We start from the raw sequence: 14,288 nt of genomic DNA, 5'->3' as shown, positions 1-14,288 counted from the left end.
GAAAGGCCCCCGGCGTTGGTGTGGGGACTATGGCGGCAGAGGGGAGGCTGTGCGGCGAACCTCAAGGTCATCGCAGCTCAGCCATCTTGGCCTTGGCGAGTTTCGCTTCGTCGGAGGTGGAGTACTCCTCGATCACTCGCTTGAGATATTTTCTGGACTTGGTCGTGTCGCCAGTTTCCGCCGCAGACAAACCGAGCTTGAAGAGCGCGGCCGGAACCCGCTCGTTTCCGACGTATTCGTTCACCACATGTTCAAACGATTGCATGGCCCGCACATAATCCTTTTGGCCATAATAGGATTCACCGAGCCAATAATGCGCGTTCGGTGTCAAGGACGTCGAGGGGAAATCCTTGATGAACCGCTGAAAGCCGCTGACGGCCAGGTCAAATTTTCCGTTGAGATAGTCGTTGTAAGCCAGGTTGAAGGCCGAGGTCGGAGTGATGGTAATCGGCTGCACGCCGGGCACCGCCGAAGGCAGATCAATCGGCGCCGCAGGCTTGGTCACCCGCGCCTGACGAGTCGCCTCGGCCAACGCGAAGTCCGACCGCGCCGCAGCCGCTTGGGCCATCTGCGCCTCCTCGATCTTGGCTAAACGCCCTTCCAACTTCTGCAGCCGCGCCAACGCATCATCGAGCCTGAGTTTACCCCCTTCCGGCTCCCGCACCCGTTCCAACGCTTCCAACCGGCGCTGCATCGCCTCGAACCGCTTTTGCTCCTGGTCCTGAGTCTTTGCGATGATCGACACCTGGTCCCGCACTTCCAGGAAATCGGCGTGCTTCGCGCAACCGGTGAAGATCACGCCGGCGGCACAGCACAAACCCACTTGCAACGACACAATGAGTCGACGGCTCATCGCTCAGGCAGCTCCTTTAGTTGGTTCAGCTTATCGACGGCTTTATTGGCTTCCGGCGACCGGGGATACAGATCGATGACCTGCTTGAGCGCCGACGCCGCCCGTTTCCGATCTTTGAGCGCCAGATAGGCATACCCCTTTTTCAGTAGCGCGGCAGGCACCTTCTCGCTGGCAGGATGATTCAGCTGCACCTGGTCATAGGCATCGATGGCGCGCGAGTAATCCTTCTTGCCGTAGTAGGACTCCCCCAACCAGAACCGAGCGTTGGGCGCAAGGTCTGAATGGGGATGTTGCGCCAGAAATTCGGCGAACCCCTGCCTGGCTCCATCCAAGTCTCCATCCTTGAATCGGGTTAAAATCCGTTCGTAGAACTCACGATCGGCCAGGAGCGCGGCGCTGCGATTCTCCGATCGGCTCGTCGCGCCGTTGGCCGATGGGGGTGGCTCTGCAGGGGGCAGAGCCTGCGGGACCGGAGCGGCCTCGGCAACCACGGGGGCAGGCTCGCTGCGCGGAACGGCAGCGGTGCGCAAGGAGGCCAGGTGCTGTTCCACCTGCTTCAGGAACGCATGCTGATTTTCCAGATTTTTGTCGAGCGTCACGATCTGAGACTGGATATGAGCGACCTGCCGCGAAGTCTCTTCGATTCGACGTTCCTGGTCATCGCCACGGGAGACGAATTTTCCCCCGGCATTCTCCAAGGCCTTGGCGACCGACGCTACGCTCCGGTTGACTTCGTTCAAGTGCTCGGTCGTGACCTTGTTGTCGGCATCGATTTTTCCAGCCAACGCTTCTGTCCTGCGGCCTAAGGCCGTGGTTTCCTGTTCCAGAGAGCTCGCAAGATGCTTGACCGTTTGATCCTGCTGCATCACACGCTCGCCCAGGTTGGTCAGGGCCGAGCGGAATTCGACCAGAGCCTGGTTAAATTTAACCACCTGATCCGCCATGGTTTTGTTCTGAGCATCAAGCTGGGCCACATTGTGGGAACGGCTTTCGAGTGTGGTCAGCAGACGCTGCTGCTCGTCCAGCCGCGAATCCACTTTCTGCGCCAGCGCCGTGTTGGTCTTCGACACCGCATCGAGCATATTCTTCTGAACAGCCTCGATATGGGAGGCCACCTGATCGAGACGCGTCGTGAGAGCCGTGAGTTCCGCCCTGCTGCGGTCCCGTTCCCCCTTGAGCAAAGCATCCTGGTCGACGAGTTGTTTTTCTACCCAGCCGAGTCGTTTGCTTTCTTCAATGGAACGCTTCTCTCCCTCGCGGAGCTGCTGAGTAAATTTCACGTCCTGAGAGGCCAGCTTGGCGAGCAGATCGTCCTGCCGCGCTTCAAGCGTTTGGGCCCGATGGATCGCTTTATCCACATCGCCGCGCAAAGAGGGAATATCCTGCTCGCGTAGCGACACGATTTCCTGGTTTTGACGAGCCCGTGTTTGGGCCAGCTCTTCGGTCGACTGCTTGATGCGACGTTGTAGCTCGCGTTCGGTCTGCTTCAGATCCGCCTGTTGGGCCACACAACCGGACAAGAATGCCATGCCGGCCGCGAGGACCACGACGACGCCCTGCTGTACCCTGATCGTGTCGGAGAACAGGCGACGTCCGCCGTTCCTTGGTCCGATGCTCATCGTGTTTCGCTGAGGTACTTCGCCGTCCATGACAAGCCTCCCTTTACCGCCAGCTGTTGCCGGGAATCATGTCACATCACCCACATTCCGAACAGTTATTTCGACCGGACCACGACGTGTCCGCGACGATTCTGCTGATAGCAGCTCTCCGTCCGCTCATTGCAGAAGGGACGTTCCTTGCCGTACGACACCACCGCCAAGCGGTTCGCTCCGACGCCGAGTTCAACCAGATAGTTCCGCACGGCCTTCGCACGCTTCTCACCCAACACCAAGTTATACGCCAGCGTACCGCGCTCGTCGCAGTGACCTTCGATCTTCACCAAGGCGGTGGGGTTGTTCTTGATCCACTGCGCGTCCTCCATGAGGGACTGCCGCCCTTCTTCGGTAATCGTCCAACTGTCATATCCGAAAAATACATCCCGCAGTCCCGCTTCCGCAGACGCGGCCTGTTCCTTGGCCTGCTCGCGGCGAATGTCCTCGATTTGGCGCGCGGTGCTTTCCGACGGTTCCACTTTGGCCAACATGGTGCCGCTGCCACCCAGCCGCTCCTCCGACGGAGCCTTCCCACCGGAGACGGAATCGAAGCCGCGCAGCCCGCCCACCTCCGGCTCATCCTGAGGCTTGCTCGACAACGACAAATCCGGGAACGTAGACCCGCTGGACCCTGCTGAATCGAATGAGCTGCTCGGGCCGGTGGCCCCTCCGGTCGATCCCATTGAGCCCATGGCACTCGGCGGCGGCCCGCCCGACTTCGCCATTCCGCGTTCCGACGACTGGGCATCACCGCCGGACTGAATGGATTTTTTGGAACAGCCCCCTTGAAGGACCAATAGCATCCCGACTGCTACCGTCAGGCCCATTGTCGCTACCCGTATCGCCATGTCATTACTCCTCGTGCTGGTGAAGGTTGTTACGTTGAATGATCGATCGCATGGGGCTGGTCGTGCTCACAGCGCAGGAGACCACGAAGGCGAGCTGTTGTGGGTCCCGCCGAATGTGATGCGCTCCAAATCTTTGCCGTCCGTATTCACCATATAGATATGGCTCTTGCCGTCGATGGTCGAACTGAAGGTCAAATGCCGACCGTCCGGAGACCACGACGGTGAATCGTCAATGCCGTTGCCGGTCGTCACCTGTACGCGTTTCTGCCCATCCGGAGAGATGATGCAGATCTTGTACAGACGTTGCGCCGTACGACAGACGTAGGCGATCCAATTGCCGCGCGGCGACCAGGCAGGTGCGGCGTTATAGTCTCCTTCATAGGTCAAGCGACGCACATTGGCTCCATCGGCGCTCATGATGAAGATTTGCGGAGATCCGCCGCGGTCGGACGTGAATGCCATCTCGCGGCCCGTCGGGGACCAGGTCGGAGACAAGTCCCCGCCTTGATTCACGGTCAGCCGCTGAGACGTCTTCGTCCTGGTGTCGAGTTTGTAGATCTCCGAGTTGCCGTCCTGACTGCTGGCAAAGGCCAGGAAATTGCCGTCGGGCGATAACGCAGGCGTGATATTCAACCCCCCCATGGAGACCAATGTCCAGCGCTTGCCGGTGGCCAACTCCAAGATGTCGATGTCCTGCGCGTTGCGACTGCGATAGGCCGTGAAGACGATGAACCGCCGATCCGGGGACCATCTCGGCATGAGATTGAGAAATCCGTCGGCCGTAATCTGCTTCGGCTCATAGCCGTCATAGTCCATCACGAACAGTTCACGTGCATTGCCATGTTCGGCAACATACACGATTTTCGTTCGCGCGATGCCCGGCTCGCCGGTATAGCGAAAGACCAGTTCGTCCGCAAACCGATGCGCCATCAAGCGCACCACGGAGGTGGATCCGACATATCGCTTACCGCCCACAACCTCATCGCTGCCGCTGTCGTAGACGAATCCGTCCATGAGCAATTCGCTGTCTTTGGCGCCATTCTTCTGCCCGGATTTTCCCCAGACCAACACCGAGACACCGTTCTCGGCCGCTTGTTTAAAAACGGCCTTATCAGCGACGGTGACCTCGCGCGTCTTGACCCCGATGCCCGGTAGATCCACCAACGAAAACACCAGCGACCGCTGCAGATCGGCCTTCAGGACCTCTTCAATACGCCCCCCCAGCCATTCGGGCGCGCCGCCGTTCTGGAATCCGAACACCCCGATGGGAATTTTTTGGAAGTCCGGTCTGGTCGCCTCAAGAAACACATCTGTGGCGCGGGAGTCCAGAATACCAAAGAGTCCGGCGCCCACCACCACACAGAGGGCCATCATGAGACCGATGATCGTCCGATTCATCCTGCAGCCTCGCCTACAGCAAAAGTGAAGTGGGCATCGAAATACGACTCTGTCAAATCAGGCGGAAAAGGCGGCAGCGGAATCGCACTCTGAATGGCCCGCTGGGCGGACAGGTCATAATATTCGTTGCCTGACGATTGTTCGATGACCACCGTCCCCACTCGACCATCGCGCTCCAATCGGAACTTCACGACGACCGTGAGGGCCTTTCCCGACAGGTCGACCGGAGGGGCCGTCCAAAACCCGCTGATTCTCGCCTGCACACGAGCCAGGTATTGATTCGACCCAGAGATACCTGCTACTCGCAATTTTGTATCCGGCTTGGTTCGGGTCACGCTTGCGGTCACCGGCGGAGCGCTGGCCACCGGTTGCGGCTCGCGGAACATGGGCTTGACTTCACGCACCGGCTCAGTGACTTTCACCGGAGGCGGAGGCGGAAGTTTCTTCAAGTCCTGCAATTCGCGGTCAAGTTCGCTGTGCAACTCTTCCGACAGCGAAGCGCGCTTCGGAGGAGGAACGGTGGGTTTCGCCGGCTCATGCGGAAGATCCGCCGATGCCGCGGGAGCCAGATCCGGCACCTTCAACCTCTTCAGCATCGCATCCAATTCCGATCGATCAGGCGATCGCTCCAGCTTGGCCTGTGCGGCACGTTTGGCCTCCGCCGGTTTCATGGGCGCCAGATCTCCATACTGCGGCGCATTCGGCGGCAATTCGATATCCTTCATCACATCCTTCAGCACATCTGTCCGATTCGTCACGGGAGCCGTGGCCGGTGCATGGGTTGCCTGCGAAATCGGCTGTGGAGCCGAGAGAGTTGGAACCGGCAACCGCGGAGCGGGAGTCGGAGCCGGAGGAACCGGAGCCGGGGGAGCCGGTTTCGCCACTGGAGCAGTCTGAACAGGCGGCGGAGTCGGAGCAGGAGTCTGGACCGGTTTCGGCGGGACAGGAATCGGAGCAGGCTGGACCGGCCTGGGGACCGGACGAGGAACGACCTTCTCAACCCGTTCCATTTTTTCCACCTTCTCCATCTTCGGCTCCGGCTTTGGCTCTACGGCAGGCAAGGTAACCAGCGATACCTCCACCGCAGACAGCGGGCGTTCCGTTTTCTTGAACAACTTGACCCCCATGATGAGGGTCAACACGCACAGATGCAGAAGCAGGGACACCATCACCGTCTTGCGAAGACGGCTCTCCCCGGCATCGCCTCCGTCACCGGTGAGGAACAGCGAAGTCTGTCTTGGCAGGGTTTGGAAGGTCATGAATTGCGATACGACCGCGCGGACTCGACCTGTGAGCCGCTATTTCTTGCGTGGCTGCGCCGGAGTCGGCATCGAGTCACTCACCCGCTCGGCACCAGTGGGCTCCGTTACCATCCCGAGTTTTTCGATCCCGGCCTTTTTCACACTGTCCATCACCTGCACCACAATTCCGTAGGGCACATCCCGATCGGCTCGCAGAAACAACGACACATCCGGACTTTGATCCTTCAACACGCGCAGTTTCTGGTCAAGCTGCATGAGGCTGACCTGATCCTTATCCAAGTACAATCGTTGGTCTCGCTCAATGGACAAAACCGCCCTCGCTTCCGGCTTAATCGTATTGCTGGCCGATTTCGGCAGATTGATATCCATCCCTCGATACAGCATGGGAGCGGTGACCATGAAAATCACCAGCAGCACCAACACCACATCCACGAGCGGAATCACGTTGATCTCCGCCATGAAACGGCGATGGCGCGTCTCCGTCATCATCCCTGCACCCCGACGGCCGTCTGCTTCAATCTGGTCTGCAAGGAGCGCACGGCTTCCACCGTAAACGACTCGATCCGAAACACGGTCTTCCGAATGCGGGTGAGGAAATAATTGTAGAAAATAACGGCGGGAATGGCCGTAAAAAGCCCAGCCGCCGTGGCCACCAAGGCCTCGGATACCCCCGGAGCAACGGCCGCGATGCTGGCAGTGCCTTGCAGACCGATTTCACGGAACGAATCGATAATGCCCAACACCGTGCCCAGCAATCCGATAAAGGGCGTAATATTGCCGGTGGTGGCCAGAATGGGCAGATAGGATTCCAACTGGGACACCTGATTTTGCACCAGGTAGGCAACGGTCTTGTCCACATAGTGGTGATCAAAGGCGGGCGTCGGTTCTTTTGACGCGCTGGTGCTCAACAACATATCACTGGTCGAGGGCGCGACACGATCCATCAACCCTTGAAACACTCGCGCACTCGGACTGCCGTCCACGCGTTTCGATTGGCGATACAACTCATCGAGGTCTCGAATCTTCGTGAAGGCGTTAAAAAATCGCTGGTCCTCGCGATCCGCCGTCTTAAAACTGCGCCACTTATAGAAGATCACGCCCCATGAAATGATGGAGGCGAACAACAGCAGGAGGAGCACGATCTTTGAGACCGCTCCCAACGAACCGACCACCCCCATCACTCCAGATTGGAACATGAGCCTAGACCTTTCCCTTCACATGGCGTCAAACGGAAAACGATAGCATGGAATGTACCAAATGCTGGGGGAATGGCGGGGCCGACGGGATTTGAACCCGCGACCTCCAGATTGACAATCTGGCGTCCTAACCGAGCTGAACGACGGCCCCACGCAACCCAAGATGGCGGAAGAAGATTCCGGCTTCTACGACTTTACTGGCTAAATGCTGTAGCAAGCTCTTTTGTACATCACTATATATCGATAAGGCAATGCCTGATCGATCAAACCCGGCAATTCTCAACGTGGTAGGCGGAACAGGGATCGAACCTGTGACCTCTGCCTTGTAAGGGCAGCGCTCTCCCAATTGAGCTATCCGCCCGAGCGTGTTTTCACTTGGCAGATTTTCGGGATGCTATCAACTCCGACTATCGGTGTCAATAAAGAATGGTGCATAGTTTGCAGAGATTTACTCACCGGCGAGACCTGTTGCGCGGGAAACACGCATTGTGGATTTTTTTCAACTGCGAGGCATCCACATGCGTGTAGATCTGCGTCGTCGCAATGTCTGCGTGCCCCAGCATCGCTTGAACGGAACGCAAGTCCGCCCCACGCTGAAGCAAATGGGTCGCGAACGAATGGCGCAGCATGTGGGGAGAGGGTAAGCCTGAGATACCGGCCCGCTTCGCCCGCAGCCGCAGCAGTTTCCAAAACCCTTGCCGCGTCAACGGCGTGCCCCTCCTCGTGATGAACAGGTATCGCGAGGACCGCTGCTTCAGCAACTCCGCTCGCGCCGTCCGCAGATAGGCTTCCAGCTTATCGACCGCAGGCCGCCCTAGTGGGACGATGCGTTGCTTATCGCCCTTCCCTGTAATACCGACATATCCCACGACCAGATTGCACTGATCCAGCCTCAAGGCAATCAACTCCGAGACGCGTAGACCGGCGGCATACAACACCTCGACCATCACGTGGTCACGGTGATCCTCCGGCGAAAGCAGCCGCGGCATCTCCAGCAGTTTCGTCACATCCTCACAACTCAACGTCTTCGGTAAGCGCCTTGCGCGCACGGCGCTGCGTAAGCTGAGGGTCGGACCGACCGTCACAATCCCTTCTTGCTTCAAGAAGCGAAACAGGCTTCGCACGGCGGCAAGCGCCCGCGCGCGCGACACGGCCGCCAATCCCATTCGATGGAGCCCGTCCATGTAGTGCGTCATGGTCTGTGGGGATACCGCTCGTGCATCCCAGACGCCGTGATCCCGTAGAAAGGCCTGGAACACGGCCACGTCCCGCCCATAGGCAAGGAGTGTGTTGCGAGACAACCCGCGCGTCACCCGGAGATAAGTCCGGTATCGTTCCAGGTATTCCTCGAGCGGCAGTCGCTCCGGTCGCGCCTCGGTTTCACCAATCTTCGGCTGCAACGTCATTCCCCTTGTCCGTGGCGTTCCCCTTCTGAACGACTATAACCAAGCAGTGACCATCACACAACGCAATGCGCGCAACTTACCTTGACACCCCCGCACCTGTTTCTTATAGTGGCCAAGATTGCGGCGAGAGCGTTCGCAATGCATAGGAGTCAATGGTTTCTCGATCAGGATCCCGCGCCTCGCATCGCCGCGTGTACAGCCTCGCCCTCGCGGTGACCTTTCTCGTAGGCTGTGTTGCGTTTGCTGACGCAGCTCCCGCCTCGAAAGCATCGCCTCCTCCCAAAACCAGCCAACCCAAACCGCAGGGCAATACCGGCCAAGCCACCTTAGACCAGGCCAAGAAACTCCTCGATTCGGAACAATACGAACCTGCCGCCGCCCTCCTGCGGCGCTTTATCGAGAGCAGTCCTGCCCCAGACCTTCTCGATGACGCCTACCTCCTTACGGCCGCTGCCATGTTCGGGCTGAAGGATCAGACCGAGACGGTTCGATACATCAACCAGTTATTGGGTGAATTCCCGGCGTCGGATTTAGCGGACCGAGCCAAACTGCTGCTCGCGCGCACGCATGCCCGAGCCGGGAATCTCGACCTGGCGTTGCCGCTGCTTGCGGAGGTTCGCAGCCTCTCCACGAACCCGGACACTAAACGGGAGGCCCTACGCCTGACCGGTGAATTCCAGGCGCAGAAGAAGGATGTGCTGCGCACGATTCAAGCCTGGCTGGACGAACTCCCACTCGATACCGGAGATCAGGCCCGCGAGACCGAAGGATTGATTCGAGAATTCGTCCAAGAGAAGCTCGATGTGCCGGCTCTCATCCGAGTGCGTGATGCCTATCCCAGGAGTTTTCCCGGCGATCTGGCCTCGATCAAGCTCATCGAGCTTCATTCTGCGGCGGGTGAAGACCACTTGGTCGAACGCGATTTGAAACTATTCTTGAGTCGATTCCCCAACCATTCTTACACCACCAAAGCTGCCGAGTTACAGGCCGCCGTGCGGGCGAAGTTCAAATCCCATCCCTATTCGATCGCTGCCATTTTTCCCATGTCGGGCAAGCTCGCGCCATTCGGGACCGAAGTGCTGAACGGCATCCAACTCGCCTTGGAACGAACCAAAGATGGCTCCGACGCTCCGTCGATCGGACTGATCGTTAAGGATACCGAGGCCGACCGTGCCGCCTTTCTCGATGAATTGTCCGGCGTCCTGGCAGACGATCGGCCTTTGGCCGTGATCGGCCCGTTGCTGTCCAGGAACCTTCCCGCGATGGCCGAGCTGGCAGAACGCACGCACATCCCTCTGATTACACCGAGCGCGACCGTGACGAACCTGCGACGGCTCGGCAACTACGTCTTCAGCACCGCCCTGACCTACGGCCATCAAGCCAAACGCGTCGCCGAGTACGCCTTTCGCGAGCAACAGTATAAGCGGGTGGCCATTCTCTACCCCGACACAGTGTATGGCCGCGAATTGGCCCGGCTCTTCGCGCAGGAAATCCGTCAGCAGGATGCGGAACTCATCGCCAGCGAACTGTACAAAGAAGGCGACGCCGATTTTCGTGCCGTGATCGCCAAACTGAAGGCGGAGGATCTCAAGAAATACGGCGTCGAAGTGCCGATCGAGCAGGACCCCACGAAACCCCAGGTCAAATCGAACGGCAAAAAAACAAAACGGATTCTCTATTCTCCCGGATTCGATGCCGTCTTTATTCCCGGTCGGTCATTGGATGTGAGCTTGCTGGCAACCCAACTGGCCTTTCACGACATCGCCGTCCCCCTCCTCGGTACCAATGGTTGGAACACCGCCGACTTCGCGCGCGTGGCGGATCGGAGTATTGAAGGCGGCGTGTTTGTCGATGGATTTTTTGCCGACAGTCCCAATCCTGCCGTGCAAGAATTCGTCGAACGGTATCGCAAACGATATCAGGCAACCCCGTCACTGTTCGCAGCCCAGGGGTACGATGCCGCACGACTCGTCGTCGAGGCGATCCGTCGCGGCGCCACCACGGGAGAGGCCGTGCAGGACTTTCTACTGATGCAGCATGACCTTCCGACCTTGAGCGGCCCCAGCGGGTTCAGCCCGGACGGAACCCTGAACCGCCACGTCTTTCTCATTCAGGTCAAACAGGGCCGATTCGTTCCGATGGAGTGATCGCCATGCCCATGCTCTCCTCGAACAATCCGGTCCTCAGCTCGACGTTCCCACCATGCTTCAGCGACAGGAGTGACTCACATGATCACGGGCCGCAAACGGGTACTCAGCGGAATGCAGCCGAGCGGGCTGCTCCATCTCGGCAACTGGTTGGGGGCGCTCGATAACTGGAAAGCGCTCCAGGAGCAATACGAGTGTTTTTTCTTCGTCGCCGACTGGCACGCGCTGTCGTCGAACTATGCCGACACCTCGCGCATCCGCGAGTTCGTGCGCGAGCTGTTGATCGATTGGCTGGCGGCGGGCATCGACCCCAAACGAGCCACCGTATTCGTCCAGTCGCAGGTGCCGGACCACGCGATTCTGCACCTGCTTTTTTCGATGATCATTCCGGTCTCCTGGCTCGAACGCAACCCGACCTACAAGGAAAAGCAAGAGGAGATCAAGGAACGAGACCTCAGCACCTATGGATTTCTAGGCTATCCCGTGCTGCAGGCGGCAGACATCCTGATCTACAAACCGGACTTCGTGCCCGTCGGCAAGGACCAACTGCCCCACCTGGAGCTTACGCGGGAACTCGCTCGCCGCTTCAACGCGCTCTACCGTCCTGTATTCCCCGAACCGCAGGAACACCTGACCAAGTTCCCCAAGGTCGCCGGCACCGACGGGCGGAAGATGAGCAAGAGCTATGGCAACACCATCAACCTGTCGGACACCGAATCGGTCGTGCGGCAGAAGCTCAAAACCATGATCACGGATCCGGCGCGCGTACGCCGGACGGACCCGGGCAACCCCGATGTCTGTCCGGTCTACGACTTTCACAAGATCTTTTCTCCGCTGCCGGTCATCGAGCAGGTGAATCAGGACTGCCGAAAGGCGGCGATCGGCTGTATCGACTGTAAGAAGCTGGTGGCGGACCGGATTGTGGAGAGGTTGGCGCCCATGTGGGAGGCTCGAGCGGCGCTCACACAGAATCCAGCGCACCTGAACGAGGTGGTGGAAGACGGCCGACGCCGGGCTTCCGCGGTCGCATCACGCACCATGGAAGAAGTACGCGACGCCATGAAGATGTGACGCGGTCGCCTTGCCTCAAGCCGGTTTGGCGAGCTTGCGCCATACGTCGGTCAGGCGGCGTTGCGCCGGGGCTCGGATGCCCGTAAAGGCCAGGCCGAACTCTTTGGGCTGACACCACCGCACAGTGGCCACGTCGATCAAGATAGGATTCGCATCGTCCCCCGGGAAGATGCAGAGTTCCAGTTCCGAGCCCGCCGATACCTGGACCGAACTGAGAATCCGGCAGCCGCCTGGCGACAGATCGGTCAGGTCTCCATCCCCAGCGAGCATTTTTCCCTTCATCGAAAAATGGCTGCGGAACTGCACCCGCACCCGTTCGTGCTTTCGTTTATTCTGCATCATCGCGCCGAGCTCCTGAGTGGTCGATCGACTTACGGTTCCAGCCCAAATGTACGATAGGGTAGAAGTAGGGAAAACACCAGGGATCGCTGTTTCTTCACCGGGAATCACCCGCGCCTTCCCTCAAATGGCACCGGGTGAGAGGGTAACCGCCTGCAGCGCCGGCTACAGCGTCTGCGGTTTCGATTCAGGAAAGGGCTTCCCGACGGCGTCCAATAAATCCCGGTTCACCAGAATGGGAGCGTTGAAGTGGATAGCCAGCGCGATCGAGTCGGACGAGCGGCTATCGAAGACTTTCTCCTGGCCTTGCACCACCACCGTCAAGGCCCCGTAATACGTGCCGGCCCTCAGGGTGATGACCGTTTTGACCACTCGGCCGCCGAAGGCGTCGAGGATCGTGTGCATCAAATCATGGGAGAGCGGACGGGGTAATTTTTCACCGGTCAGGGCCCCTTGGATCGAGGCCGCCACCGTATGGTCCACGAAGATCGGAATCGTCTTGCCTTCCGCGGACAACAGGACCACTGGGCCATGGTCCGACAACCGGACCTGCACGTCGCCGATGGCCACTTGCGGGACAGCGCCCCCCTCGTCCGCCCAGGTCCGGGGAACCGAGGCCGAGATCACCACCACCAACGAGAATAACGGAAGCATGGACCACCACGCTCGCACCTCCATGATCGCCTCCTGTGGCTGCCTGTGAACCCGTCAAGCCCGTACAAACGAATTCGTCGCCCGTTCCCGGCCAATCTCCGTCTCTGCCCCATGCCCGGTCACGACGATGGTATTTTCGTCGAGGGTGTACAGCCGCTCGCGGATGGACTGTTCGATCGCATCGAAATCGCCGCCCCACAGATCAGTTCGCCCGATTCCGCCGCGAAACAACGTATCCCCGGCAAGCACCAGACCGGCAGTCGGAAAGTGAAAACACATCGAGCCGGGCGTGTGTCCGGGGGTATGGAGCGCCACTCCTTGCACGTCACCGACGGGTACCGGTTCCTCATCCTTCAACCAGTAATCGGGCAACGGCGCCGGCACATAGGGCACACCGAACATTCGGCATTGCGTTTCCAGCAACTCCCAGAGCGGTCGGTCATCAGGATGGAGGCAGAGGGTCGCCCCGGTCGCCGCTTTCATGGCGCCGGACGCCAGAAAGTGGTCGAAATGGGCATGCGTATGCAGGATGCTGACGACCGTGAGCCCCAACGCCCGCACTTCGTGCAGGATACGATCGGTGGCCCCTCCGGGATCCACCACGATCGCCTGCTTCGTGACAGGATCACCGATGATCGAACAGTTGCACCCCAGAGGAGGAACAGCGAATGTTTTCCGAATCATGCAACTCCTCACGGTTAGGACGACAGGTCGGGCTCACGGTGGACCGGCCGGCCCTCGATCGAGCGTAGCGACCCACATGACTTCGGTGTCGTACAACGTCCAGTCCCGCTGCCGCCGAACGAACCAGAACAGAAACCCGGCCCCGCTGTTGTCCGGACGATGGTTGGCGACGAACAGCAGGGCTTGGTCGCCACGTAACGTCAAGCCGACGCGGGAAAATACCAAGCGATCGACCGCTTCAGGATCGACATTCGGAACCTCCTGCGCAGGCCAGGCGGTGGGAATGGCCCAGAGCCCGGCTTCCGCGTCCGCAGTGCCGTCTCCTGTTACGAACCGGTACCGCACCCCGAACGAAAAATGGGCACCCAACCTCGCCGGCCGCTGATTCTTCGCCACGAAGTCCCGGATGAGATCCGACGGCAAGCGGCCACCGAAGAATCCTTGTGCCTGCAACCAAGCCAGAGTCGGATTCGCCGGCTGATCGGGATCCAGATAGGCCGACGTGAGCCGCTCGATGATCACTACCCTGGTCCGCACACTCAAAAACTTTTCCGTCACCGCCAAGTCGTAAAAGAGATACTCGTCGGACGGGACCGCCTGCGGAGCCTCTTCCGATGCAGCGACCTGCACGACGGTCGGCATCGGACATACACACCACAGACTCAGCCCCACGAGCACCGTATGCCAGCACCACATGCGGACAGGATAGCCGCTCGGTTTGCCGCCGGTCAAACCGCTCAGAACTTGAATGATGATAGACAAGGGGGGTTGAACTCTG

The 14,288-nt window shown here is 59.4% G+C and carries 14 protein-coding genes and 2 tRNA genes; 2 read left to right on the top strand and 14 right to left on the bottom strand.

Annotated elements, in window-relative coordinates; translation table 11 throughout:
• Nucleotides 1-67: 67 nt before the first annotated feature.
• The 10 genes from ybgF (HRU82_15950) to xerD all read right to left on the bottom strand — a co-directional run bounded on the left by ybgF (HRU82_15950) (nucleotide 68) and on the right by xerD (nucleotide 8,615).
• On the bottom strand, nucleotides 68-853 hold the full coding sequence (ybgF, locus tag HRU82_15950) for a tol-pal system protein YbgF (protein QOJ36339.1): 786 nt from the start codon (nucleotides 851-853) through the stop codon (nucleotides 68-70).
• Complete coding sequence (gene ybgF, locus HRU82_15945) at nucleotides 850-2,502, bottom strand: tol-pal system protein YbgF (protein ID QOJ36338.1); 1,653 nt, start codon at nucleotides 2,500-2,502, stop codon at nucleotides 850-852. Before ybgF (HRU82_15945) ends, ybgF (HRU82_15950) begins: the two co-directional genes overlap by 4 nt.
• A gap of 65 nt (nucleotides 2,503-2,567) precedes the next feature.
• The gene (gene pal / locus HRU82_15940; GenBank protein ID QOJ36337.1) at nucleotides 2,568-3,353 is read right to left on the bottom strand and encodes a peptidoglycan-associated lipoprotein Pal; all 786 of its coding nucleotides are present in this window, start codon (nucleotides 3,351-3,353) and stop codon (nucleotides 2,568-2,570) included.
• A 66-nt stretch (nucleotides 3,354-3,419) separates the two neighbouring features.
• On the bottom strand, nucleotides 3,420-4,751 hold the full coding sequence (tolB, locus tag HRU82_15935) for a Tol-Pal system beta propeller repeat protein TolB (GenBank protein ID QOJ36336.1): 1,332 nt from the start codon (nucleotides 4,749-4,751) through the stop codon (nucleotides 3,420-3,422).
• Complete coding sequence (locus HRU82_15930; protein ID QOJ36335.1) at nucleotides 4,748-6,010, bottom strand: TonB family protein; 1,263 nt, start codon at nucleotides 6,008-6,010, stop codon at nucleotides 4,748-4,750. Before HRU82_15930 ends, tolB begins: the two co-directional genes overlap by 4 nt.
• Nucleotides 6,011-6,049: 39 nt before the next feature.
• A complete protein-coding gene (locus HRU82_15925; protein QOJ36334.1) occupies nucleotides 6,050-6,502 on the bottom strand; it encodes a biopolymer transporter ExbD in 453 nt (150 codons plus the stop codon).
• On the bottom strand, nucleotides 6,499-7,209 hold the full coding sequence (locus HRU82_15920) for a MotA/TolQ/ExbB proton channel family protein (GenBank protein QOJ36333.1): 711 nt from the start codon (nucleotides 7,207-7,209) through the stop codon (nucleotides 6,499-6,501). Before HRU82_15920 ends, HRU82_15925 begins: the two co-directional genes overlap by 4 nt.
• A 73-nt stretch (nucleotides 7,210-7,282) precedes the next feature.
• Nucleotides 7,283-7,360, bottom strand: a tRNA-Asp gene (locus tag HRU82_15915).
• 134 nt (nucleotides 7,361-7,494) lie between these two features.
• Nucleotides 7,495-7,570 (bottom strand) — tRNA-Val (locus HRU82_15910).
• Nucleotides 7,571-7,661: 91 nt separating this feature from the next.
• A complete protein-coding gene (xerD, locus tag HRU82_15905; protein QOJ36332.1) occupies nucleotides 7,662-8,615 on the bottom strand; it encodes a site-specific tyrosine recombinase XerD in 954 nt (317 codons plus the stop codon).
• A gap of 152 nt (nucleotides 8,616-8,767) precedes the next feature.
• On the opposite strand from xerD, the gene HRU82_15900 reads away from it, so the two are divergent.
• The gene (locus HRU82_15900) at nucleotides 8,768-10,762 is read left to right on the top strand and encodes a penicillin-binding protein activator (protein ID QOJ36331.1); all 1,995 of its coding nucleotides are present in this window, start codon (nucleotides 8,768-8,770) and stop codon (nucleotides 10,760-10,762) included.
• Between the two features lie 81 nt (nucleotides 10,763-10,843).
• Nucleotides 10,844-11,833, top strand: coding sequence for a tryptophan--tRNA ligase (gene trpS, locus HRU82_15895; protein ID QOJ36330.1), 990 nt, complete (start codon nucleotides 10,844-10,846; stop codon nucleotides 11,831-11,833).
• Nucleotides 11,834-11,848: 15 nt separating this feature from the next.
• Here trpS and HRU82_15890 read toward each other — a convergent pair whose 3' ends face one another.
• The 4 genes from HRU82_15890 to HRU82_15875 all read right to left on the bottom strand — a co-directional run bounded on the left by HRU82_15890 (nucleotide 11,849) and on the right by HRU82_15875 (nucleotide 14,272).
• Nucleotides 11,849-12,175 (bottom strand): PilZ domain-containing protein, encoded by a 327-nt coding sequence (locus tag HRU82_15890; GenBank protein QOJ36329.1) that lies wholly within the window; start codon nucleotides 12,173-12,175, stop codon nucleotides 11,849-11,851.
• 162 nt (nucleotides 12,176-12,337) lie between these two features.
• Nucleotides 12,338-12,850, bottom strand: a complete 513-nt coding sequence (locus HRU82_15885; protein ID QOJ36328.1) for a bifunctional nuclease family protein — start codon at nucleotides 12,848-12,850, stop codon at nucleotides 12,338-12,340.
• Nucleotides 12,851-12,880: 30 nt separating this feature from the next.
• Nucleotides 12,881-13,510: an MBL fold metallo-hydrolase gene (locus HRU82_15880; protein QOJ36327.1), complete on the bottom strand. Its 630-nt coding sequence runs from the start codon at nucleotides 13,508-13,510 to the stop codon at nucleotides 12,881-12,883.
• 33 nt (nucleotides 13,511-13,543) lie between these two features.
• Nucleotides 13,544-14,272, bottom strand: a complete 729-nt coding sequence (locus HRU82_15875; protein ID QOJ36326.1) for a hypothetical protein — start codon at nucleotides 14,270-14,272, stop codon at nucleotides 13,544-13,546.
• Nucleotides 14,273-14,288 lie beyond the last annotated feature (16 nt).

Origin of the sequence: Nitrospira sp. (assembly GCA_015709715.1) — a bacterium.
In the GTDB taxonomy this organism is placed as follows: domain Bacteria; phylum Nitrospirota; class Nitrospiria; order Nitrospirales; family Nitrospiraceae; genus Nitrospira_A.
Note: the sequence above shows the minus strand (reverse complement) of the source record. Positions and strands in the feature narration are given on the sequence as shown.